This is a genomic window from Pseudomonas sp. TH07, from assembly GCF_016651285.1.
Lineage (GTDB): Bacteria > Pseudomonadota > Gammaproteobacteria > Pseudomonadales > Pseudomonadaceae > Aquipseudomonas.
The window spans coordinates 5,479,570-5,502,808 of sequence record NZ_JAEKED010000001.1 but is presented as its reverse complement, the minus strand read 5'-3'; the positions used below and the strand labels follow the sequence as shown (position 1 = coordinate 5,502,808).

The 23,239-nt window shown below is 56.5% G+C and carries 21 protein-coding genes, 1 tRNA gene and 1 pseudogene; 14 read left to right on the top strand and 9 right to left on the bottom strand.

Annotation, left to right across the window (positions count from 1 at the left end):
* Window positions 1-17: 17 nt before the first annotated feature.
* A complete protein-coding gene (locus JFU57_RS25320) occupies window positions 18-740 on the bottom strand; it encodes a FadR/GntR family transcriptional regulator (RefSeq protein WP_020294812.1) in 723 nt (240 codons plus the stop codon).
* Window positions 741-1,020: 280 nt separating this feature from the next.
* Complete coding sequence (locus tag JFU57_RS25315) at window positions 1,021-2,760, bottom strand: IlvD/Edd family dehydratase (RefSeq protein ID WP_020294811.1); 1,740 nt, start codon at window positions 2,758-2,760, stop codon at window positions 1,021-1,023.
* A 195-nt stretch (window positions 2,761-2,955) separates the two neighbouring features.
* Between JFU57_RS25315 and JFU57_RS25310 the strand changes: the two genes are divergently transcribed.
* The 7 genes from JFU57_RS25310 (at window position 2,956) to JFU57_RS25280 (ending at window position 10,547) form a co-directional block, all read left to right on the top strand.
* On the top strand, window positions 2,956-4,263 hold the full coding sequence (locus JFU57_RS25310) for an MFS transporter (RefSeq protein WP_201131168.1): 1,308 nt from the start codon (window positions 2,956-2,958) through the stop codon (window positions 4,261-4,263).
* Window positions 4,264-4,306: 43 nt separating this feature from the next.
* Window positions 4,307-5,245, top strand: a complete 939-nt coding sequence (locus JFU57_RS25305) for an acetaldehyde dehydrogenase (acetylating) (protein ID WP_078474088.1) — start codon at window positions 4,307-4,309, stop codon at window positions 5,243-5,245.
* Window positions 5,246-5,256: 11 nt separating this feature from the next.
* On the top strand, window positions 5,257-6,279 hold the full coding sequence (gene dmpG, locus JFU57_RS25300; RefSeq protein ID WP_201131167.1) for a 4-hydroxy-2-oxovalerate aldolase: 1,023 nt from the start codon (window positions 5,257-5,259) through the stop codon (window positions 6,277-6,279).
* Window positions 6,280-6,425: 146 nt separating this feature from the next.
* A complete protein-coding gene (locus JFU57_RS25295) occupies window positions 6,426-6,950 on the top strand; it encodes an alpha-ketoglutarate-dependent dioxygenase AlkB family protein (RefSeq protein WP_078474086.1) in 525 nt (174 codons plus the stop codon).
* A gap of 350 nt (window positions 6,951-7,300) precedes the next feature.
* Window positions 7,301-8,947 carry a malate dehydrogenase (quinone) gene (mqo, locus tag JFU57_RS25290; protein ID WP_201131166.1) on the top strand — a complete coding sequence of 549 codons (1,647 nt, stop codon included), beginning with the start codon at window positions 7,301-7,303 and terminating at the stop codon, window positions 8,945-8,947.
* Window positions 8,948-9,128: 181 nt separating this feature from the next.
* The gene (locus tag JFU57_RS25285) at window positions 9,129-9,602 is read left to right on the top strand and encodes a DUF4262 domain-containing protein (protein WP_201131165.1); all 474 of its coding nucleotides are present in this window, start codon (window positions 9,129-9,131) and stop codon (window positions 9,600-9,602) included.
* Window positions 9,603-9,728: 126 nt separating this feature from the next.
* Window positions 9,729-10,547: a pyrroline-5-carboxylate reductase family protein gene (locus JFU57_RS25280; protein ID WP_201131164.1), complete on the top strand. Its 819-nt coding sequence runs from the start codon at window positions 9,729-9,731 to the stop codon at window positions 10,545-10,547.
* Between the two features lie 24 nt (window positions 10,548-10,571).
* Here JFU57_RS25280 and JFU57_RS25275 read toward each other — a convergent pair whose 3' ends face one another.
* The 3 genes from JFU57_RS25275 to JFU57_RS25265 all read right to left on the bottom strand — a co-directional run bounded on the left by JFU57_RS25275 (window position 10,572) and on the right by JFU57_RS25265 (window position 12,574).
* A complete protein-coding gene (locus tag JFU57_RS25275) occupies window positions 10,572-10,781 on the bottom strand; it encodes a tautomerase family protein (protein WP_274522662.1) in 210 nt (69 codons plus the stop codon).
* A gap of 80 nt (window positions 10,782-10,861) precedes the next feature.
* A complete protein-coding gene (locus JFU57_RS25270) occupies window positions 10,862-11,137 on the bottom strand; it encodes a hypothetical protein (RefSeq protein ID WP_078474081.1) in 276 nt (91 codons plus the stop codon).
* A gap of 288 nt (window positions 11,138-11,425) precedes the next feature.
* A complete protein-coding gene (locus JFU57_RS25265; RefSeq protein ID WP_201131163.1) occupies window positions 11,426-12,574 on the bottom strand; it encodes a MalY/PatB family protein in 1,149 nt (382 codons plus the stop codon).
* 371 nt (window positions 12,575-12,945) lie between these two features.
* Here JFU57_RS25265 and JFU57_RS25260 point away from each other — a divergent pair.
* From JFU57_RS25260 to JFU57_RS25250, 3 genes are all read left to right on the top strand, one after another.
* Window positions 12,946-13,019 (top strand) — tRNA-Cys (locus JFU57_RS25260).
* 637 nt (window positions 13,020-13,656) lie between these two features.
* Window positions 13,657-14,250 carry a hypothetical protein gene (locus tag JFU57_RS25255; RefSeq protein ID WP_201131162.1) on the top strand — a complete coding sequence of 198 codons (594 nt, stop codon included), beginning with the start codon at window positions 13,657-13,659 and terminating at the stop codon, window positions 14,248-14,250.
* Between the two features lie 213 nt (window positions 14,251-14,463).
* Complete coding sequence (locus JFU57_RS25250) at window positions 14,464-14,955, top strand: AAA family ATPase (protein ID WP_201131161.1); 492 nt, start codon at window positions 14,464-14,466, stop codon at window positions 14,953-14,955.
* Here JFU57_RS25250 and JFU57_RS33520 read toward each other — a convergent pair.
* Together JFU57_RS33520 and JFU57_RS25240 are read right to left on the bottom strand one after the other, a co-directional pair.
* Window positions 14,937-15,059, bottom strand: a pseudogene (locus JFU57_RS33520) (transposase domain-containing protein); the annotation flags it as partial. The gene JFU57_RS25250 and the pseudogene JFU57_RS33520 sit on opposite strands and share 19 nt — an antisense overlap.
* A gap of 971 nt (window positions 15,060-16,030) precedes the next feature.
* Window positions 16,031-16,501, bottom strand: a complete 471-nt coding sequence (locus JFU57_RS25240) for a GNAT family N-acetyltransferase (RefSeq protein ID WP_201132199.1) — start codon at window positions 16,499-16,501, stop codon at window positions 16,031-16,033.
* A 535-nt stretch (window positions 16,502-17,036) separates the two neighbouring features.
* Between JFU57_RS25240 and JFU57_RS25235 the strand changes: the two genes are divergently transcribed.
* A complete protein-coding gene (locus tag JFU57_RS25235) occupies window positions 17,037-18,098 on the top strand; it encodes a hypothetical protein (protein WP_207202232.1) in 1,062 nt (353 codons plus the stop codon).
* Window positions 18,099-18,263: 165 nt separating this feature from the next.
* On the opposite strand, the gene JFU57_RS25230 is transcribed toward JFU57_RS25235, so the two are convergent.
* Entirely contained in the window at window positions 18,264-18,512 is a 249-nt protein-coding gene (locus tag JFU57_RS25230) for a hypothetical protein (RefSeq protein ID WP_201131160.1), read from the bottom strand.
* A 451-nt stretch (window positions 18,513-18,963) separates the two neighbouring features.
* On the opposite strand from JFU57_RS25230, the gene JFU57_RS25225 reads away from it, so the two are divergent.
* Complete coding sequence (locus JFU57_RS25225; RefSeq protein WP_201131159.1) at window positions 18,964-19,491, top strand: hypothetical protein; 528 nt, start codon at window positions 18,964-18,966, stop codon at window positions 19,489-19,491.
* A gap of 413 nt (window positions 19,492-19,904) precedes the next feature.
* Here JFU57_RS25225 and JFU57_RS25220 read toward each other — a convergent pair whose 3' ends face one another.
* Window positions 19,905-20,468, bottom strand: a complete 564-nt coding sequence (locus JFU57_RS25220) for a recombinase family protein (protein ID WP_201131158.1) — start codon at window positions 20,466-20,468, stop codon at window positions 19,905-19,907.
* A gap of 321 nt (window positions 20,469-20,789) precedes the next feature.
* On the opposite strand from JFU57_RS25220, the gene JFU57_RS25215 reads away from it, so the two are divergent.
* Together JFU57_RS25215 and JFU57_RS25210 are read left to right on the top strand one after the other, a co-directional pair.
* The gene (locus tag JFU57_RS25215; RefSeq protein WP_078473095.1) at window positions 20,790-21,857 is read left to right on the top strand and encodes a fatty acid desaturase; all 1,068 of its coding nucleotides are present in this window, start codon (window positions 20,790-20,792) and stop codon (window positions 21,855-21,857) included.
* Between the two features lie 191 nt (window positions 21,858-22,048).
* Window positions 22,049-23,194 carry a serine hydrolase domain-containing protein gene (locus tag JFU57_RS25210; protein WP_201131157.1) on the top strand — a complete coding sequence of 382 codons (1,146 nt, stop codon included), beginning with the start codon at window positions 22,049-22,051 and terminating at the stop codon, window positions 23,192-23,194.
* The last annotated feature ends 45 nt before the right edge of the window (window positions 23,195-23,239 follow it).

The window sequence follows — 23,239 nt, the reverse complement described above, 5'->3', positions numbered from 1 at the left end:
CGCATGGCCCGGCGGCGCTACAGCGGCGTCAGGACATTCATCACGGTATCGAGGGCGACGCGGGTGTCGTCGAGTTGCACCAGCGAGGCATGCCGCGCGCCCAGGGCGTCGCGGTTCTTGATCGCGGTGAGGATCGCCTTGTGCCGCGGCAGGCTGAGCTGCTGGGTATTGGGGCGCAGGTTGGTGACGTTGATCGATTCGCGCAGCGGCAACGACAGCATGTTGCACATGTAGGCCAGCAGGTCGTTGTGGGTTGCGTCGGCGATGGCCCGATGGAAGTCCAGGTCCGGCTGCAGCAACTCCTGCCGGGTCTGGGCGTTTTCCATGCGTTGGTAGGCGTGTTCGATGACCGCAATGTCGGCATCGGTGGCGGTGGTCGCTGCCAGGGCGGCGATTTCCGGTTCGAGAATCCGCCGCACCCCGGCCAGGGTGTTGAAGAACTCGCTGTGGGGTGTGGACTGCATCTGCCAGAACAGTACATCCGGGTCCAGCAGGTGCCATTCGACACGCGGCCGCACCACGGTCCCGACCCGCGGCTTGGAGTACACCAGGCCCTTGGCGCTGAGCACCCGGGTTGCTTCGCGCAATACCGGCCGGCTGACCTGATACTCCTCGCACAACGTGGCCTCCGATGGCAGCTTCTCTTCCGGCTTGAAGCGGCCGGAAACGATGTGCATGCCCAGTTCCTGGACAATTTGGGCATGCATGCTTTTACGTGGTTTGGGCGTCTGGTAATCCATAACAGCAACGTTGCTCTGGCGAAATGCCGTGCATCATAGCATCGCTCCTGGCGGATTCAGCCGCCATGGACCGCACAGTCGGCGCGGGTTTGGATGATTTTGATACTCCGCCGCCGTGCTGTTTTCAGCAGCGCCACGGTTTGTCGCAAATCCTGTAGCCGCTGCCGAGGAACGAGGCTGCGCTGGTCCTTGAAGACGCCGGTGTTGCAGCGGGGGTATTGCGTGGCGGTTGAGGGCCAGCGCAGCCTCGCAGGTTCGGCAGTGGCTACAGGGTTACGGGTCAATGGGAGTGGCGAGGCACCTCGGAGCCGCGGCAGCCGACCAGGAAGTCGAAGTCGCAGCCTTCGTCGGCTTGCAGCACGTGGTCGACATACAGCCGGCTATAGCCGCTGGAGAAGATCTTGGCGCTGGTGTCCGGCTTCAGGTCGCTGAGGCGCGCTTGCAGTTCCTCGTCGCTGATGTCCAGGTGCAGGCGGCCGCCGGCACAGTCGAGCTCGATGAAATCACCGTTGCGCACCGCGGCCAGAGGCCCCCCGGCAGCGGCTTCCGGCGCCACGTGCAGAACCACGGTGCCGTAGGCGGTGCCGCTCATGCGGGCGTCGGAGATGCGCACCATATCGGTCACGCCCTTGGCCAGGACCTTGGGCGGCAAACCCATGTTGCCGACTTCGGCCATGCCCGGGTAACCCTTGGGCCCGGCGTTCTTCAGGACCAGGATGCAGGTTTCGTCGACGTCCAGTTCGGGGTCGGCGATGCGCGCCTTGTAGTCGTCGAAGTTCTCGAACACCACCGCCCGGCCGCGATGCTGCATCAGCGCCGGGGTCGCGGCCGAAGGCTTGAGCACCGCACCCCGTGGCGACAGGTTGCCGCGCAGGATGCACAGCCCGCCATCGGCCACCAGCGGGTTGTCGATTTGGCGAATCACTTCGTCGTTGTATTGCGGCGACGCCTGGCAGTTTTTCCAGAGGCTCTGGCCATTGGCAGTCAGAGCGTCCGGGTTGGGCAGCAGGCCGGCTTCGCCCAGGCGGCGAATCACCGCGGGCAGGCCGCCGGCGTAGTAGAACTCTTCCATCAGGAAGCGCCCGGAAGGCTGCATGTCGACGATGGTCGGGGTGCCGCGGCCGATGCGGGTCCAGTCTTCAAGGTCAAGCTCGACGCCCAGGCGCCCGGCAATGGCCTTGAGGTGGATCACGGCGTTGGTCGAGCCACCGATGGCGGCGTTGACCCGGATCGCGTTTTCGAACGCGGCCTTGGTCAGGATCTTCGACAGGCGCAGGTCTTCGCGGACCATGTCGACGATGCGCATGCCTGAAAGGTGGGCCAGCACATAACGGCGCGAATCCACCGCCGGGATCGCCGCGTTGTGCGGCAACGAGGTGCCCAGGGCTTCGGCCATGCAGGCCATGGTCGAAGCGGTGCCCATGGTGTTGCAGGTGCCGGCCGAGCGCGACATCCCGGCTTCGGCGGAGAGGAATTCGTCGAGGCTGATCTGCCCGCCTTTATAGGCTTCGTGCATTTGCCAGACCACGGTCCCGGAACCGATGTCCTTGCCTTTATGTTTGCCATTGAGCATCGGCCCGCCGGTGACCACGATCGCCGGCACGTCGCAGCTGGCAGCACCCATCAGCAGGGCCGGGGTGGTTTTGTCACAGCCGGTCAGCAACACCACGCCGTCCACCGGGTTGCCGCGAATGGCTTCCTCGACGTCCATGCTGGCCAGGTTGCGCGTGAGCATGGCGGTGGGGCGCAGGTTGGATTCGCCGCTGGAGAACACCGGGAATTCCACCGGGAAGCCACCGGCCTCCAGCACCCCTTTTTTCACGTGTTCGGCGATCTTGCGAAAGTGGGCGTTGCAGGGGGTCAGCTCGGACCAGGTGTTGCAGATGCCAATGATCGGCTTGCCCTGGAACTCATGGTCCGGGATGCCCTGGTTCTTCATCCAGCTGCGGTACATGAAGCCGTTCTTGTCGGCGGTGCCGAACCATTGGGCGGAACGCAGGGGTACTTTTTTATCGGTCATGGTGCGGTCACTCTTATTGTATGACTAATTGCAGGCTGTTTTGCCAAATCTACCCGATAAAAAGCCTTTTTGAAATCGTTGTGCGTTAAATAGTATTACTATATTGTCTCTCCACCTGATCGACACCGAGCGCATTCGACGCTGGGATCGGTCGGGGGCTGACGACCCCATAACAAAAACAATTTGGAGAAGACTATGAATCCGGAAGCTCGGATCATTCGCACGTTGACGCTCAGGTTGATTCCCTTCCTGATCCTGCTGTACCTCGTTGCCTTCATCGACCGCTCTGCGGTGGGCTTCGCCAAATTGCACATGAACGCCGACATCGGCCTCAGCGATATGGCTTACGGCTTTGGTGCGGGCCTGTTCTTCATCGGCTACTTCATCTTTGAAGTCCCGAGCAATCTTTTGCTCGAGCGCTTTGGCGCGCGCCGCTGGTTCGCGCGGATCCTGATTACCTGGGGCCTGATCACCGTGGGCATGGCATTCGTCACCGGGCCCTACAGCTTCTATGTGATGCGTTTCCTGCTGGGTGCGGCGGAGGCCGGGTTCTTCCCGGGCGTGCTGTACTACATCACCCGCTGGTTCCCGGTGCGCAACCGGGGCAAGGTGCTGGGCTTCTTTATCCTTTCGCAACCGATCGCGTTGATGGTCACCGGGCCGCTGGCGGGCTGGTTGCTGGGCATGAATGGCATCGGTGGCCTGGCGGGCTGGCAATGGCTGTTTATCACCATCGGTATTCCGGCCATCGTGCTGGCATGGCCGACGCTGAAGATCCTGCCCGACACCCCCAAGGATGCCCGCTGGCTGGCCGAGGCCGATCGCCAGTGGCTGCTTGGCGAACTGGACAAGGACCGCAAGGAATATGGCCAGACCGAACACACCAACCCGCTGCGGGCACTGACCGACCGCCGGGTGCTGATCCTGGCCCTGTTGTACCTGCCGAGCACCCTGAGCACCTACGGCCTGAGCCTGTGGCTGCCGACCCTGGTGCATCAGTTTGGCGGCAGTGACCTGAGCACCGGTTTTATCTCGGCGATTCCCTATGTGTTCGGGGTGATCGGCCTGCTGCTGGTGCCGCGCAGTTCCGATCGCCTAAATGACCGATATGGCCACCTCACCGTGCTCTACATCCTCGGTGCTCTGGGCCTGTTCCTCAGTGCCTGGCTGACAGTGCCGGGGATGCAACTGGCGGCGTTGTGCCTGACCGCGTTCAGTCTGTTCTCGGTGACGGCGATCTTCTGGGTCTTGCCGGGGCGCTTCCTGTCCGGGGCCACGGCGGCGGCCGGCATCGCCTTGATCAACTCGTTCGGCAACCTGGGCGGCTACATCGGTCCGTTCGGGATCGGCGCCCTCAAGGAATACACCGGCACCTTGTCCTCGGGCCTGTACTTCCTTTCGGCGGTGATGCTGAGCGGCGTGGTCCTGACCTACATCGTCTACACCCAACTGGAAAAGAAAGCCTCGGCCGCGCATTCCGCCGCGCTGGAACAGGCCACCTGATCGTTCAGGCGGGCACGGATGCCCGCCGTCCTGGAGTATTTGCATGAGTAGAAAACTGAAAGTCGCGATCGTAGGTCCGGGCAATATCGGCACCGACCTGATGATCAAGGTGATGCGCAACGCCAGGTTCCTGGAAATGGGCGCCATGGTCGGTATCGACCCGGCCTCTGACGGCCTGGCCCGCGCTGCCCGGCTTGGGGTTGCCGTGACCCATGAGGGCATCGAAGGCCTGGTGCGCTTGCCGGAGTTTGCCGATATCGACTTTGTGTTCGACGCCACCAGTGCCGGCGCCCACGTCAAGAACGATGCATTTTTGCGCTCGGTCAAGCCGGGCATCCGCCTGATTGACCTGACCCCGGCGGCCATCGGCCCATACTGCGTGCCGGTGGTGAACCTGGAGCAGAACCTCGACCGGCTCAACGTCAATATGGTGACCTGTGGCGGCCAGGCGACCATTCCCATGGTCGCGGCCGTGTCGCGGGTGGCCAAGGTGCACTACGCGGAAATTGTCGCCTCGATTGCCAGCAAGTCGGCCGGCCCCGGCACTCGCGCCAATATCGACGAGTTCACCGAAACCACCTCGCGTGCCATTGAAGCCATTGGCGGCGCGACCCGGGGCAAGGCAATCATCGTGATGAACCCGGCCGAACCGCCGCCGATGATGCGTGACACGGTGTTCGTGCTGTCCGAGGCTGCCGACCAGGGGCTGGTCGAAGCCTCGATCAGTGAAATGGCGGCTGCAGTGCAGGCTTATGTGCCGGGCTATCGGCTCAAGCAACAGGTGCAGTTCGAGGTGATCAGCCCCGAAGCCCCGCTGCACATCCCGGGCCTGGGCGCCTTCAGTGGGCTCAAGACCTCGATCTTCCTTGAAGTCGAAGGCGCCGCCCATTACCTGCCGGCCTATGCCGGCAACCTCGACATCATGACCTCGGCCGCCCTGGCCACTGCCGAGCGCATGGCCCAGTCGATGCTCAAGGCCTGAGGAGAACCGTGATGACCTTCAACCCCGGTAAAAAACTGTACATCTCCGATGTGACCCTGCGCGATGGCAGCCACGCGGTGCGCCATCAGTACTCGATCAAGAACGTGCAGGACATTGCCCGCGCCCTGGACCTGGCCCGGGTCGACAGCATTGAAGTCGCCCACGGCGACGGCCTGCAGGGGTCGAGCTTCAACTACGGCTTCGCCGCCCACACCGACCTGGAATGGATCGAAGCGGCGGCCGATGTCATCAGCCACGCCAAGATCGCTACCTTGCTGCTGCCGGGCATCGGCACCGTGCACGACCTCAAGGCCGCCTACGACGCCGGTGCGCGGGTGGTGCGGGTCGCCACCCATTGCACCGAAGCCGATGTGTCCAGGCAGCACATCGAATTCGCCCGGGAACTGGGCATGGACACCGTGGGCTTCCTGATGATGAGCCACATGATCGCGCCCGAGCACCTGGCGCAGCAGGCCAAGCTGATGGAAAGCTACGGCGCGACCTGTGTGTACATGGCCGACTCCGGCGGGGCGATGACCATGCAGGATGTGCGCGAGCGTTTTCGCGCATTCAAGGCGGTGCTCAGGCCAGAGACTGAAACCGGCATGCATGCCCACCACAACCTGTCCCTGGGCGTGGCCAACTCCATCACCGCGGTGGAGGAGGGCTGCGACCGCATCGACGCCAGCCTCGCCGGGATGGGCGCGGGTGCCGGCAACGCGCCGCTGGAGGTGTTTATCGCCGCCGCCGAGCGTCTGGGCTGGAACCACGGCACAGACCTCTACACCTTGATGGACGCCGCGGATGATTTGGTGCGGCCGTTGCAGGATCGCCCGGTACGGGTCGATCGTGAATCCCTGGCCCTGGGTTATGCCGGGGTCTATTCGAGCTTCTTGCGCCACGCCGAGCTGGCGGCCGCACGCTATGGCCTGAAGACCGTGGATATCCTGGTGGAGTTGGGCAAGCGGCGCATGGTCGGCGGCCAGGAAGACATGATTGTCGACGTCGCCCTGGACCTGCTGAAAAAGGCTTGAGCACCTGACGCGGGCGGTTTTTCCAGCCCTGGCCCAGCAACAGCGCCACTCCTCGGGGTGGCGTTTTTGTGGGGCACGGGTTCGTGTGCGACGCCGTCCGGGTTAGACTGCCGGTCGCTGATTCCACCACTCAGAGCCGCGTTGCCATGACTCCTCCGAACATTGAGCTGTTTACCGATTTCATTCCCGACCCGCAGGCGTTGTTCGAAGGCCTGCAGCAATCGGTGCAATGGGACGAGCGCATGCGTGCGCGCAAGACCGCCAGTTTCGGTGCGCCGTACGATTATTCGCAGATCACTTACCCAGCCCAGCCGATGCCTGAGGAACTGGAGCGGTTGTGCAGCCTGATTGAGCAGCAACTGGGCTTTCGACCGAACAATTGCCTGATCAATTACTACCCGGATGGCAGCTCGTCCATGGGTTTTCACTCCGATGCCAAAGAGCAGATGGTCGAAGGCACCGGGGTCGCGATCGTATCCCTGGGCTGTGCGCGGCCTATCGTCTACCGCCACAAGCAGGACCGCAGCCTGGAGTTTTCCTATCTGCTGGGCAGTGGCTCGATGCTCTACATGTCCGATGCGGTGCAGACGCAATGGCTGCATGCAATTCCCAAGGCCCCGGATGCCGGGGAGCGCATCAGCCTATCGTTTCGTCTGCTCGACAGCCAGTGAAGGCGGCCTGCGGCCGGCCTATCGCCGAGCCAAGACACAGCTGATGCTGTAATGATATTATTTCAGGTGAATCGATTCATCCTGTCTATGGGGTGAGTCGAACTGTTTATGTCCTGCGTCCCGATGACATAGCAACAGAAAAACAGTGTCACTCCCGTCGCTGAAGCCAATACGAATAAGAAGTCAGCACAAGAGCGATATAAAAGTGGGGTCGAGCTGCATGTCGGCCTTGTGTGCCCACCCTCCATATCTTCTGAACACGCAGGTCCCGGCGGCTGCCATACCGTGAGCCGGGTGGCTTGTGATCAGGGTTGGAAGGGCGGATGGCGTTCTATCGTAGGTACTACAGTATGTTGAAAAAGGTGAACACGGCTCTGTTGGGCCTGGCTATGTCGCTGGGGCTTTCGTCCTCGTACGCGGCTGAACCGAAGAAAGTCGATGTGCTGCTGATCGGCGGCGGCATCATGAGTTCGACCCTGGGGGTCTGGCTCAATGAGCTGGAGCCGGAGTGGTCGATGGAAATGGTCGAGCGTCTCGACGGCGTCGCCGAAGAAAGCTCGAATGGCTGGAACAACGCCGGCACCGGTCACTCGGCCCTGGCTGAGCTGAACTACACGCCAGAAGACAAGAACGGCAAGGTCGAAATCCCCAAGGCGATCGAGATCAACGAAGCCTTTCAGATTTCCCGTCAGTTCTGGGCCTGGCAGGTTCAGCAAAATGTCCTGAAAAACCCGCGCTCGTTCATCAACTCCACGCCGCACATGAGCTTTGTGTGGGGTGACGACAACATCACCTTCCTCAAGAAGCGCTACGAGGCATTGCAGGCCAGCCCGCTGTTCGCCGGCATGCAGTACTCCGAAGACCCGGTGCAGATCAAGAAATGGGTCCCGCTGATGATGGAAGGGCGCGATCCGCAGCAGAAGGTCGCAGCCACCTGGTCGCCAATCGGCACTGACGTCAACTTCGGCGAGATCACGCGCCAGTTCGTTGCCCACCTGCAGACCAAACCGAACTTCGCCCTGAAGCTGTCGAGCGAAGTGCGTGACATCGCCCGCAACGAAGACGGTTCGTGGCGCGTGACCTACAAGAACCTGAAAGACGGTAGCGAAACCAAGACCGACGCCAAGTTCCTGTTTATCGGCGCGGGTGGCGGTGCCTTGCACCTGCTGCAGAAGTCGGGCATCGAAGAAGCGCGCGAATACGCCGGCTTCCCTGTGGGCGGCTCGTTCCTGGTCATCGATAACCCGACGATCGCCGAGCAGCACCTGGCCAAGGCCTATGGCAAGGCGTCGGTTGGCGCGCCGCCGATGTCGGTTCCGCACCTGGACACCCGCGTGCTGGACGGCAAGCGGGTCATCCTGTTTGGCCCATTCGCGACCTTCTCCACCAAGTTCCTCAAGGAAGGCTCGTACTTCGACCTGCTGACCAGCACCACCACCCACAACATCTGGCCGATGACCAAAGTCGGCGTCGAGCAGTACCCGTTGGTGGAATACCTGGCCGGCCAGCTGATGCTGTCGGACGAAGACCGTTTCAATGCGCTGAAGGAATACTTCCCACAAGCCAAGCAGCAAGACTGGCGCCTATGGCAAGCCGGCCAGCGCGTACAGATTATCAAGCGTGATGAAGAGAAGGGCGGCGTGCTCAAGCTGGGCACCGAGATCGTTGCTTCCAAGGACGGCAGCATTGCCGGCCTGCTGGGTGCATCACCAGGCGCCTCCACCGCTGCGCCGATCATGCTGAACGTGCTGGAAAAGGTCTTCAAGGACAAGGTTGCCTCCCCAGCCTGGCAAGAGAAGCTGCACCAGATCGTGCCAAGCTATGGCACTGCGCTGAACGTCAGTCCTGAGCGCGTGGCTCAAGAGTGGGCGTACACCGCCAAGGTCCTGCAACTCGACCCACCACCGGCGATCGGCAACATTGCCGTTCCTCAGGATGCCGCTGCCAAGCCCAAGGCTGAGCAGCCAAGCAACCCTGCGTCGGATTTGGCCCTGTAAGAAACGCCGGGACCGGTCGTTCGACCCCCAGCGATGAAAGCGCCACTCCTCGGAGTGGCGTTTTTTTTCGCCTTTTTTTTCCCGAATTGGCCATCCAGCGGGCTTTCCGGATCAGGTTGCCGGTGCGGCCTGGCACAGCTGTGGCAAAATGCCGACCCTCTGAATTATCGAAGGCAGGATCATGGTCAGGACGGTTGGCACGGACGCGAGCGAGCGCAAGCTATTGGACAATGTGGCCGAGTTTGGCTGGCATTGCGTAGGCATTCTGGAAGAGGGCGAGGAGCCAGCCTACAGCTTCACTGTGGGTCTGTTTGAAACCTTCAAACACCCGGAGCTGATCATCTTCGGCGTGCCATCGCGCGTTGGGCAGCAACTGCTGAATATCGTCGGCCAGGCACTGCGCGATGGCGAACCGATTGACCTGAATAAACCCACCGACGCCTTGCTGGAGGGGTATTCATGCTGCTTTGTGCCGGTGCCCAAGGCCCACTACCGCGAGTTCGTGGGTTTTGCCCGCTGGTACTACGAAGGCAATGACTTCCCTCTGTACCAGGTGGTCTGGCCGTCGCGCAGTGGTCTCTTTCCGTGGGATGCCGATGCTCATCCGCAGTTCAGGGCGGCCCAGCCCGTGCTCGGCGAACCACTGAATCACTGATAGCGGTATGCCTCAGGGGTCAATGTACAGCGGTGTCAACAAGGTGGACGCTGCTGTACATTTATTCTTGCCGGGCGGGGGGCGAGCCTCTAGGATCGCGCCATGACCGACTGAAAGGCAGGCACTATGTTCGGCGAACCCACGATTGGCATTATCGGTGGCAGCGGATGGCTTGGCCGTTCGCTTGCGCAATCGATGCTTGAAACAGCCTTTGTCCAACCTCGGGCCTTGATTCTGTCGAGCCGTTCCACCGGAGAGCTGGCGCTGCATGCCCGGTGGCCGCAGGTGCGCATGACCCGCAGTAACCAGGAGCTGCTGGAGCAGTGCCAGGTCATTATTGTCGCGGTACGCCCCGAGCAGTTTCCCGCGGTCAGTTTTGACGGCGTGCAGCGCTTGGTGATTTCGCTGATGGCCGGGGTCTCCATGGCCAGCCTGGTGCGTCACACCGGCTGCTCCCAGGTGATTCGCGCCATGCCCAATGCGGCGGCTGAAATCGGCAAGTCCTATACCCCCTGGTTGGCGACCGCGAGTGTGACACCCGAGCAGAAAGCCTTTACCCAGTGCCTGTTTGAAACCTGCGGTGGCGCCGACGAAGTCTTCACTGAAGCCGACCTCAACTATTTGAGTGCGCTGGTGGGGACTGGCCCGGCGTATCCGGCGCTGTTGGCCCAGGCCATGTTCGAGCATGCCCTGGCCCAGGGGCTGCCCCAAGCCATTGCCCGGAGGGCGGTGGATGCAGTGGTGATGGACGCCAGCCAGTTACTGGACACGTACCGCCCCGAGCAGTTGCTGGATGTACTGCGCAGCTATCGAGGCGTCACTGCGGCAGGTCTTGAGGGGATGAGTAGCGCGGGTTTCGTGCGCTCAGTCAATGCCGGCCTGGACGCTGCGGTCGGTGCGGCCGCCGTCATGCAGGCTTCGGCGGCGGATGAACCAATCGAGTGAGCTCGGGCGGATGCCGTATAAGGCCTAGTCTTCGGGCTCGTCGCTCAACAAGCCACGAAAGCCCCAGTCCTGCGGGTCGATCTCCTGAATCACGATATGGGTCTGTTCGGGCTTCTTGCCCAGGATCCGCACCAGGGAGTCGGTGAACTCCTTGACCAGTTGGGCCTTCTGCTCGCGGGAGGCGCCCTTGGTGATTTGCAGATTGATATAAGGCATCGGGTGAGTTTCCTTCAGTGAAAGGGCGGTGATGCGGCTGTCCGGCACCTTGCATCGCCCGAGGGGCGCTCGGCTCGGCGACTGAAGTTTTTTACACGCTAGCGTGCGCAGTAGCAAAGGCTTTGGCTGGTCCAGCGCTCGATAATCGCATGGCTGTGGGCCAAGCCCGCTTCAAGTGCGGCAACGGCGGACAGGTAGTCATGGCCGAAGGGCGGCGAGCTGAAGCGCAAGGCGTAGCAGGGATGATGGCCCTTGCAGTTGACCCGTCCCACATAACTGAATGCCGAACGGTCCTGGCCCGGTTCACACACAATCATCAGGTACACATCATGCTGGGCATGACTGTGGGTGAACCAGTTGTTGGTAACTTCCATAGACTGCTTCGTCCAGTGGGGGTGATGGGCGTACTCCGAGAGATGGCCGGTCATCGACATCGATGACAGGGATGCTTGAATTGGCCTGCTACAGAGCGGCCCGGACATTCGTTGGCACGGAGTGAATGAGCGCTACATGCTCGCGGAACTGGCGTAGACCTGGGAATAAGACCAATCCTTATGCTGTCTACGAATTGTCTGATTTCCATGGGGCGGGGGAGCTGAGCCTGGATAAATCAGGCGCTGACCCGTGTGCGAGGAGGCATTGCACCTCCCCGCCGGCTTCACTCAACGTTGTTGCAGGCTGCGCTCCATGCGCTGGATCCCTTCCTCGAGCAGGGCTCGCGGGCAGCCGAAATTCAGGCGCACAAACTGGCCGCAATCGTCGCCAAATTCCAGGCCGGCGCTCAGGCCGACTTTTGCCTGGCTGAGGAAGAAGCCATGGGGATCGTCCAGGCCCAGTGCGCTGCAGTCGAGCCAGGCCAGATAAGTACCTTGCGGCGCGTGCATCACCACCCCCGGCAGACGGCTCTGCACGGCGTGCAACAGGTAGTCACGGTTGGCTTGCAGATACTCGATCAGGGCCTTCAGCCAGGGGCCACCGTGGCTGTAGGCGGCGAGGGTGGCTTCCAGCCCCAGGGGGCTGACGCTATCGACCATGCCGGCCCGGGCATTGTTGAAGCGTTCCCGGGTGGATTGATCCTGAATGATGGCGAAGCAGGTTTTCATCCCAGCAATGTTGTAAGCCTTGCTGGCCGACATCAGGGTGATGGTGCGCTTGGCAATCTCCGGGCTCAGGGACGCCGTGGGGATATGCCGGCGCCCGTCGAAGCAGAGTTCAGCGTGGATTTCATCGGAGATGATCAGCGCGCCCTGTTCCAGGCAGGCGTTGGCTACGGCCAGCAACTCTTCCCGCGGAAAGACTTTGCCCAGCGGGTTGTGCGGGTTGCTCAACAGCAGTGCGCCTGCGCCATGCAGGGCCTGGCGCAGGGCCGGCAGAGGCGTGAGGTAATCACCTTGAGCGTCGCGCTCGAAGGCCAGTTCAATTTTTGGCAAGTTCCAGTTATCCGGCGCCATGCGCAGCGGACGGTAATTGGGCGTCTGCACCACCACCGTCTGCCCCGGCTCGACAAAACCCCGCAATGCCATATTGAACCCGGGCTCGACGCCGGGCAGAAACAGCAACTCATCGGGCTGCACCCGCCAGGCGTACTTGCTCCACAAGTCAGCCACTATCGCCTCGCGCACTTCATCGCGGGCCACGCTGTAGCCGAGCAGTGGATGCTCCAGACGCTGTTGCAGGGCCTGAATGATTTCGCTCGCCACGGCAAAATCCATATCAGCAACCCACATCGGCAGGACATCCGCCGGGTAGCGACTCCATTTAGTGCTTCCGGTGCCTTGGCGTGGGTAAACCGTGTCGAAATCGATGCTCATGAACCTGGCTCTCATCTGCTCGGATAGTCGCAGGATTCTAGCGGGTCCCGAGCACGTCGGCGTATAGACACTGCGGCGAGAGCAATAAGCAACGACGCCCAATCTCAATCATTGCGGGGGGGGCATCACCCGCTGGAGCAGGTGCCGCATTGCCCCTCTCCAGGGTGAAATCACGCAAGTCACGGGAAATGTTGAAAAAAATCACAGAGGGAGTTGCCATGAACGAAAAACAAGTCCATAATTGCGACCACTCCTTAACGGGAAAGCGGAAAAACTCTTTATAAAACAAAGAGTTGCGAGGTGATAAAGATCTCGTTCGCTGTTCAAGTTTGTATGTGTCCAGCACTGCTTCATGGGTATTGGATACTTGGGGCCGAGTAGCAAAATGGTTATGCAGCGGATTGCAAATCCGCCTACGCCGGTTCGATTCCGACCTCGGCCTCCACTCTAAAGACCCCGTAGATCAATGATCTACGGGGTTTTTTATTGCCTGAAATTTGGGCAATCGCTGCCGCAATTTTTTGGATCGCTTCCGCAATTAGCCTGTTTTTAGCGTCGATTTGAAGAGAAGTCTCTCTCAATTGAGCATGAGTTGAGGGTGGATGTTGGCTTGGATGTTTGCCGTTTTTGGCTATGAACGACCTTGCCCCTCAGCCATTGTTGTATTCAAGTTAGGTTCGTGGAAGCGACAGCTTTCGGCCAAAAGAGGACACTCACGATAACTGCTTTTTGGACGCCAGTGCACGACGCGGCATCTGACACAAAATGGATCTCAGTCGCGCGCTAGCTGTCGAGAAATTCAAACGACTATTTTTAGCAGACTCTCCAACAGCTCCTTAAGCTCAGCGCGATCTGTATAATTTTCCCGTTGCGTAGACCGGTGGAGGATCTGCTCAGCCGTCATCAGCGGCCAGAGTTTGTCGATCACATCGTCTGCTTTGATGTTCTTGTCTCAGAACCCAATCTCAACGACGGCTATTTTCTCCGCTCTCGCGATTGCTTGACTCGTAGAATGTTGAAGGAAGAGATTTGCAAAAAATATTCGTCATTTACATCTGCCTTACAACAGCAAAGGACGCTTGATGAGAACCCCGCTACTCGCCGTTACCCTCGCAACTCTATTGAGCGCATGCGCCATCCCTTACGAAACCCCGGAAGCCCGCGCCAATATTGAACGCGATCTGAAGCTCAGCGCAGACGAAATCGTCACTATCACCGAAACCAACTGGTGCTTATTTCCCTATGGTGATTTGCAAGTGTGCAGACCCAAGCAAGGCCTAGGTGTGCTGACAAAGAGCAAGCTAGTGCTGGCCCTCTATAAGGGCGGCGTCTACCAGCAGGCTGAAGTCATCAACGCCAGCGATGTGCAGTGTGCCCACATGCAAAGTGGCAGAGCCGCAGCCGACACCTTCTACCTTTTCAGTAAACGTTGGGCCGCCATGCTGGCGCCAGTTACGGTGGGAGGAGCCTTAGCCCTCGACAAGAAAGCCCAGTTTCTTAGCGTGCTAGTGCCGCCAAACACTGAGAGCTTCACGGCTGGGCAAGGAAATTTTATTCAGGTAACCGATCGTAAGAGTTACTCGGCTGTGGCAGTACCAGGTACCAAAACTTATGTAGGTACCAGCGAGAGTATTAGCCAGATTTTTAATCCATGTACGCAGGGAAAGAATCGCTAAGCCGCGTTCTAAGTCCTCACCTGACCTTTCGACTGAAACAGTCCCAGCAGCAATTGGAGCGTAAGCGTCTGGCTAACACACCTTCGATGCTGTTGTGTAGACGTAGATTTTCACGGCTTAGGGCTGACCTTTCCGAACTCCTGCGTAAAAACAGTTTCCGGCGCACCCTGCTTTCAATTGCTACATTCACGCTTTTCCTGGCAGGCCGTCTTCATGCACATCAATCCAGATCACTTCCTACAGACGGAGAAGGGCCGCATTATTAATGCTGAGCTAAATAGACTGGCTTGGCAGAGGGCTCACCTTGTCCTATCAGAGACTCTGCTAGTGACTCCCAAGCCTTCTCGTCTGTATTTGTTGATAGGCGCTCAGGGTGCAGGAAAAAGCACTTGGGCCAAATCGACGCTTTTAGTTGAGCCTGGCGCTGTAATCTTTGATGCCATCCTGGTTCAGTGCTGTGGGCGGGAATCGCTCATACAGGCTGCCAAGAAGCATGGGGTAGATGTGGTAGCTACTTGGTTCACTACTTCGTTGGAAGACTGTTTGGCACGTAATCAATTGCGTCCTAATGATGAGATGGTTCCTGAGAATGCTATTAGAAACGTTTTTAAAGCACTTCAGCCTCCACGCTTGAGCGAGGGTTTCACCGAAATTTTAGTCGTTGATGCACAGGCTAGCGCGAACGCTCATGTTTCTAAAGACTGAATCGACTTCCAGTTATGCGGCAACAGCTCGACGATCTCGCTCGCCCGTTGCATCGGCAGCCGCGCCAGTATGTCCTTCAAATACGCATACATTGGAACGCCGCTAGTTCAATGCAAGCCCGATGCGCCGGGCCTGTCGAGAGCCGACAGATACAAACGCAATGAAAAAGAAGGGCTGCATTGGATCGAAAGCAGCCGCCCACGAACGACTGCTATTGGCCGATAGCTGCTGTTAGGTTCAGTAGCAGGAGGGTGAATCCCTATCCTTATTCCCCTGGTTTCAATATGGCTACCTGGTTGCTGGAAAAGGATGTGTTTGAGTGGGGCAAAAATGGGGCAATCTTTACGCCAATCAATGCCCTTTATTGAAAAGGCCCGAGCACAATCGGTGTATGGGTAAAACTAGGTGATGAGTTGCCTTCAACCTATACCTGCCAGTTACGACGGCAGTAATCGGCCAGAAGCAGCCCTCTTGACCAGACATGTCAAGTCGATTTAGAGAGCAGAGAGTGCTGAATAAACTGCCCTTAGGTTTGGAATGAATTGAGGTGTCGGGCCCGACTCCAACTCACTTGCGACTTGTATGATAAATTCCCGTGCGCGCTCAAGCGGAAGGCCGATGATTTCATAGGGAAGCCAATCATCATTCATGGCATTCTCGTATGCCTCGATTACATACAACAAATAGGCGCCTTCAGGGGTATCTCGGAAGGCACTGTATTCCTTTGGAGAACTAACGCGCGTGCTCAATTCCACTACTTGTATGCCTCCAGGGTCGTCTGGATACAGCCAGCGCTCTGACGCGGAAAGCTCTCTTATTTCAGCGATTAAGTGAGCGGTAATTAAGTGATTCCAAATCATAAGCTAGGTAGCCTGCATTGAAGGTACTGGTGAGAGCGATTCGCTGGTTACCACTCTAGCTCAGCTTGTGGGCTCTAATTGGGTGTCTGAATCTCCACCGGAGTAACACCCTGCGATTCGACGAACCGGGCCGCTATTTTACCTCCGCGAGAGGCAGGAAATGGCCGATAGCAGACATCCGCAAACAACGGCCAGCCAGCAGAAGAGCTTGCCAGTTAGCTTTGAATAGTCCAGAGCATTGTCTGAACCATGATATGGGGATGACTTTCTAAAGGTTCCCATTCATCTATGAACGAAAACCCCTGGTTCAGATAGAAGTTTGAGGCTCTGGCATTGTCGGGAGAGACGTCCAGAAAAACATGATCATGGCCTTTCTCTATCGCGCGAGATTTCACTGCCTCAACCAGCTGAGCTGCCACACCAGAGCCTCGCGCAGTAGGTTCAACCCACATCCCGATCAAGTTATAGCGATTCGCGCCACTGACCGCCGCACCGATCATGCTAACCGGTTTATTGTCCTTCACGGCCAGCCAGAATTCAGTTCCGGCCGACGAGGCTCGTTCGTCACTGTATAGGGCGGCAGTCTGGTAGCTCACACCAAACGCCGTTGGTGTGTCCAAAAGGGCTGCGAGACGAACTTGCTTCAAAAGCATCCAGTCTTTTACTTCCGTCGATCGAATGTCGATGTTCTTCCTGAAAATTAGCAAAACTTAAACCTCTCACAAGAATGTCGAGGGAGCAACCAAGTTGTCGTGGAGCGGGGTCGCGATTGGCTGAAAGCAGCAGCTCATGACTGACCTCTTTTGACCATTCGAAGCCCCTAAGAAATCAGTTCCGCAATCAAAATCCTACCCCCTATAGGACGTGGGCTTCAGTCTTGCTAGAGTAGGGCACTTGCGGAATCGATTCCTCATTAACTTACTGAAAACATGGAGGTTTTATATGAATCGCAAATCCGCCTACGCCGGTTCGATTCCAACCTCGGCCCCCACTCTAAAGACCCGTAGATCAATGATCTACGGGGTTTTTTATTGCCTGGGATTTGGGCAATCACTTCCGCAATCAGCTAAAAAAACGTCTGATAGCCCTGCAATTTATAAAGACAGCGTATGTACACGGATGCAATGGAGCTGTGCATCTACTGAGCCATACGTGCGCAATTGACCTTGACAAAATCAACCGCCCGTTCAGGGTCGAAGAGCTCACGACCAAGGACTAATCATGTCAAAAACCGCTGAACCACAGCTCTACTATTCTCACGAAGCTTACCGGTCGGACCGCATACCCTTGCAGGCAGGCTCCGAAAAGCGAAGTGTCCTGCACAAATTCACCGGCACCCGCTTGCCTTGGGGCTACACGCAGGATGTGGTTCCAGACAACATCATGGAGGACCCAAAACCAGAAAGTATGCGTTTTTGGGAGCAGTGGGAGAAAGAAAAGGCTGAGATGAAAGCGAGTAGGAACTACGTGCCACGCCCATTCGAAGACGTGGAGCTGCACTGTCGATATGATCATGAGCGATTTCGATTCGCGCAGTTGCCCTTCCGGTCTCAGTTTTGGCTCTCACTTAGGACGTTTTGCAAGTGGGGGTTAATTATTCTCCTTCCACTGTGCATCGTGATTGATTTGTTGTTCGAAATGGATTCAGCGGGATTCAATATAAGAGAGCTGCTAAATAACTCCATTACCGTATTCGTTTCAAAAATACTACTTCCCCCTTGGCTGGTTAGCAGCGTCATTGTCAATTACTTCCCGCGAGTTTGGTTTCGACCTCCTGGCGGTCCACTATGGGAGTTGAACCGTGTTACAGGGCAGGTGACTATTTTCAATAGCGCGGATGTTAAAAAACAAGGTCAAACCCACGACATAGTTGCGCCATTTCACGAGTTCGATGCATATATCGTAACTTCGCCGGATCGCCAAGGATTAGCGACGAATGGATTGCAACTGGCTCATCGCTACAGTGCCGCTACCATCAATTTGAGTGCCCTGATAACCCCTGACAATACGACGCAAAAGCCATGTGCGCTGTGGGATTTCTTGCAAAATTTTATGGATATTCAACGTCCATTACCTGAAATTCCACTGTATGAGCCCTACCGGAGCCAAGATCCGACGACGTCTGAATACGACGAAAAAAACAATCGCCCAAAGCGTTATTGGATCGATATGGACAACCACACCTTCAAAACAAAGGTTAAGGACATGCTTGGAAAAATCGACTCCATAGATACCTTTGATCGCCCGAACCTTATGGCAAAAGCAGTTCAATATATCGATTGAATGACCGCTGAGTGGGCAAAGCCTAGTGAGGATTTAAAAACGCCTTAGCAAACATGACAAATAACTGAAGACGTAAAAGCCATACGGCGCGGCGCGCGACGAGTATCGGGGCTTTTTAAAGGCCGCACCGCTTGAGAAAGCTAGGGCGTAAAGCCCTAGCAGGTTTCACTTTTTCTTTTTAGCAGGCTTTTCCGCCTTCTCTGATTTCTTAGCTTTTTCTGGCTTGCTATCATTTTTTTTTGCAGATTTCTTTGGTTCGACGTCTTTTTTCTTGTCTTTCTTTTCAGAGGATTTCGAAAGAGCAGAAGCCGCAGTTGATTTCTTTGCCGGTGATGACTTCTTGTCTTTTAATTCCTTGCTGGCTTTCGAAGCTTCACCTTTGCTTTTCTTCTCATCTTTAGCCATGTTGCCCACCTCTCGGGTATGCCGATTTTGGCAAATTGCCTGTGAGATTTTTCACAGGCTGAACATTAGGCGAGTGCGGGCAAAAGCAGTTCAAATTTTTTTGGATGTGTCGAGACAGGCTTTGGGCGAAAAGGTGGGGGAGGGAAGTGGCGTGGCTTCTTCAAGGTGCTACTCATGACAATTCTGGAAGGTGTTAGCCTCCAAAAAGCTCAGGTACATGGTCCAGTGGGGCGCGGAAGATGTGCCGCAGGTGAGTGCGAAACGGATGAAATGCAGTGAAAAAAGCCTGATGATCCTGGGGCAGACGGTCTGGTAGTAGTGGTACCGTCTACGCAGCCATCCTGGAGCCCGCTAGATGCCTCGTCAAAGTCCCCCTCACCGCGCCGCAGCGCCTCTAGTCGCGTCAAGCACTGACAGCCCCGCCGCCCACCCCCCAATTTGGCATCGCGGCCCGGACTTAATGACCGTTGGCAGCACGGGTGCGGCCGTTTTGGGTTTCAGCTTTGTGGTGCTTTGGTTGTTGCCAGGCTTAGTGCTGACGATACTGCTACTTCTCGGGTTCGACGCGATGCAAAGTGAACCGAACAGCGATGGGTCTAGCCTCAAAATGTCGACGCTCATTCTGATGCTGATTGGTTGTGTTGTGCTCATGGGGCTGGTCTTCGCCTGGATTTCCTCTGCCGCTAGAGTGCTGGCCTTCACGTTCGACGAAAACCAGCAACTGCTTACCCTCACGGTCACCCGTCGCGGTCGTAAGCCCACCGAGGTGCAGGTGCCATTTAGCGACATTATTTGTATCAGCCCTTACGTGTTAGCCAGTTATGACCGTCATTGCTATTTTAGCGTCGTGTGTCGGGGGCCAAGGGACGAAGAGGTTGAATATCGATTGGCTGAGGGTACTTCTCTGGAGGAAATGGAGTTTCACACTGCTTGGTTGCGGGAAATAATTGGCTTACGGATGCACCATGTACTGAATCTGGACAAATGAGGAAAGTACATACATCCAGCCACTAATTGGATTTCAGTACCTACCTTTCCCCTTCCGCCAACGCGGCGGTGCCTTTTTTGGTACTAGATAATAGCGGTCATAAGGACGAAACCACTTAAGGTAAAAATTGGGAAACCCCGGCACTGTCAGAGACTGCTGCACACCATTTCCGATGCGCAAAAAGGCGGATTTTGCTCGCTTGAAGCGGCTTCGGCATTCGGTGGTAGGGGACGAGTCCCCATCCGTAGAAACCGATTGATAGTCGTACCGAGTTGATACCTCAGGCGGTGAAATCGTTCAGCCATGACCGGCGACTGTCGCCCAAGGTGTCTACGATGCACCGGCCGGCGAAAAGCCTAAATTCAAATAAATCACGAAATAGGTATCGAATCAGTAAGTGCCTGCAGAGGCCTCTATGTAGATCTCAAGTATCGATAAAGCGTCTGACGGCTGATATCAAAGTCACGCGCCAATTTAGATTTGCTTTCTCCAGCGCAGGCGCGGTCAATTAAACTTACAACCTGATTGTCCGACAGTTTCTTCTTGCGACCTCTATAAGAGCCGCGGTTTTTTGCGGTAGCAATTCCGACTGCCTGTTTCTCCCTTCTAGCAGCGCGCTCGAACTCTGCGAGCAGCTCCATTACCGCGATGATGGGCTCCACAACTTCAAGGCAGTCATGCCGGAAAATCAGGTTCTCGTTCAAAAACTCTAGTGTTACCTGCTTTTCAATCAGCCGGCGAATGATGGTGCACAACTGCTCGGTACTGGAGGTGAGCGTTGCCATGCTGTCCACTACCACAGTATCTCCGCACTGTATGTAGCGGATTAGCCTTTCGAGGCCTGCGCGATTTACGGCACTGTCTGCGGGTTCATCGCAAAACATGGCGTCAAATACATCATGGCTGGTTGTTTTCTCTACGGTGCCCTCGGGTTCTTGTAGAGAGAGCCGGAAATATTTGATGCGATGCAGTCTCATGGTGCCTCCTTGGCAATACTTGTACGCAGTCGTTTTATACTTATGCAAACTGTAACTAAATTATTAAATCCTTACACAAATACCTGTAACGCTGAGCTTACCCAAAATACACAGTTGCAAAGAATTTAACTTGTTTTATCATTTTAAAGCTTGGAATGATTCTGGCAACTTTTTTTTGGCGAACAGTCGATTTCGTATTTCTTGAATGATGCGCGTGAATTCACGCGGTGAATTTCAATGCGTACTGTTTATAGCTGCAACAATTGACTTGGCCGGCTTGACGAAGCTGGTACTTCCCCGACGCAAGCAGAGGATGAATTGATGAAGGTCTTGGAAAAAGCCATCGAAATTGATCGCCTAAATACCGATCAGGAAAAGATTGATCATGTAACTCGGAGAATTACCGAACATGGAAATGAGCTACGCAAGCGTTATCCGATCTTGCAGTATCAGAATGCTCTGGGTGCGAGTGTCATGGCGTTTTCCCTAGTAGGGATGATCGTCACGGGAGGGCTCTACATAAAGGGTTTTATCCCAGGATGGAGCTGTATTTTGATCAATGCGCTGCTGACTTCATTCATTCATGAAATCGAACATGATTTGATTCATCGCCTTTATTTCAGAAAGCAACCGCTGGCCCATAACGTCATGATGTTTATGTGCTGGCTGGCTCGGCCGGGGATGCCCAGTCCCTGGCTGAGACGCAGTCTGCATTTTCATCATCATAAGGAGTCCGGAACTGACTCGGATGTTGAAGCATGGATCACGACCAGTGGTAGCCCATGGGGAATACTACGGTTATTGAAACTGATGGATGGATTTGTATTTGGTTTTCTAAATGCGGTTTTCGCGCCAGGATGGCGGCAAAAGGTAAAATTGTTAGGCAAGATTATTCGGCTCAATACGCCTTTCGGCCTTTTGTATTGGGGATGCTGGTATGTGTTCCTCGGCTACCACCTGTATGTCTGGCTTGGGTCAGTCATGGGACAGGAGGTTCACAGTTCTGCTGCAACATTGGCGATTATGGATGTCGTCAATAGCGTGGTCGTTATTCTGATCGCTCCAAATTTGATACGGCAGTTCTGCCTGTTTTTTATAAGTTCAAATATGCACTATTATGGTGATGTTGCTCCGCGTAATGCATTACAGCAAACTCAGGTGATGAACCCTTGGTGGTTATGGCCATTTCAAATGTTCTGTTTCAACTTCGGTAGTACTCACAGTATTCACCACTTCGTTGTGAGAGACCCGTTCTATCTTCGCCAGATGACGGCACCTTATGCTCATAAAGTCATGGCGCAGGCCGGTGTCAGATTCAATGACTTCGGCACCTACAAGCGAGCCAATCGTTTTTCCATGGCGCACTCTCAAACTCGGTCGCGGGGGTGAGTTCTCCCATAAACATTATCTGCTTGATGGCGGGCGCCACCGATAAGCTATAAATTTTACAGTCCACCAGCGTGTTGTTACTTAAGTACTGGTCTGCCAGGCGGCGGGATATTTCTTATCGCCTGGCAGATTTGATGATGGTCAAGTTTGGCAAGTATCAAGGCAATACTTCAAATACGAGGAGTCTTAGCATGAAAGCGCAAGGGATGTGTGCGAAGCAGTTCGAAGCGGTCAAGCAGGCCTTCGAGGACATATTTGATGATCCGCAGGAGCGTGGGGCCGGGCTCTGCGTGCAGGTAGGCGCAGAGGTGGTCGTCGACCTGTGGGCCGGTATGGCGGATCAAGAGGGCACTAAGCCCTGGACGCGCGATACGTTGGCCAATACTTTTTGCGTTATAAAGCCCTATGTTGCGGTGGCCGTTCTGATGTTGGTTGAGCAGGGCAAGCTGGAGCTGGATGCGCCTGTGGCGCGTTACTGGCCTGAATTCGCCCAGAGCGGGAAAGCAAAGGTCACCCTGCGTCAGGTGATGAGCCACACCGCGGGCCTGCCGGCGCTGCGAGCGCCCGACCATAACGCCATGATGTATGACTGGGAGCACATGGTACGGGTCCTGGAGGCCGAGCCGCTTTGGTGGGAAGCGGGCACAGACCTGGGGTACGGCACCACTACCTTTGGCTGGATTCTCGGTGAGTTGATTCGTCGTGTGGACGGACGAGACCCTTGTGTCTTTATCCACGAAGAGATTCTGGACCCCCATGACCTCGACGTTCACCTTGGCGTGGACGAGAAACACTTTCATCGTATCGCTCGTTTCGACAATGCCACGGGCCGAGTCGGTGATCCTTACTCGCAAGCGCTGCGAACAGTGCTGAAAAACGAGCCATCGCATATCGCGACATACGCCTTCACCAATCCCGGAATGGTGCCTAAACGGACCAGTGACCCTCGCTGGTGGGCTTATCGGCAGCCGGCTGTGTGCGGACATGGCACGGCTCACGGCTTGGCCGGTTTCTACAGTGCATTAATGGCGGGAAACTTCATCAGCCGTGAACTGCTCAGTGAATTCACTCGAGAGCACAGTCATGGCATGGATCGGATATGGATGCGCCCAATGCGTTATGGATTAGGCTGCATGCTGGAGCAGCAACTCGATCCAGCGGCTTCCCACGCAATGGGCCCAGGCACCTTTGGTCATATCGGGCTTGGCGGTCCGATAAGTTTCGCCGATCCCGAAAGGCAAGTGAGTTTTGGTTTTGTCACCACGACCTCGGGCAGCCATACGATGATCGATCCTCGACCTAGCCGGCTATCATCCCTCGTCTATGCGGCGCTTTGAGCAAGTTGTCATTCATGGGTTAATTTGAGGGTTTTTACTTAGTGC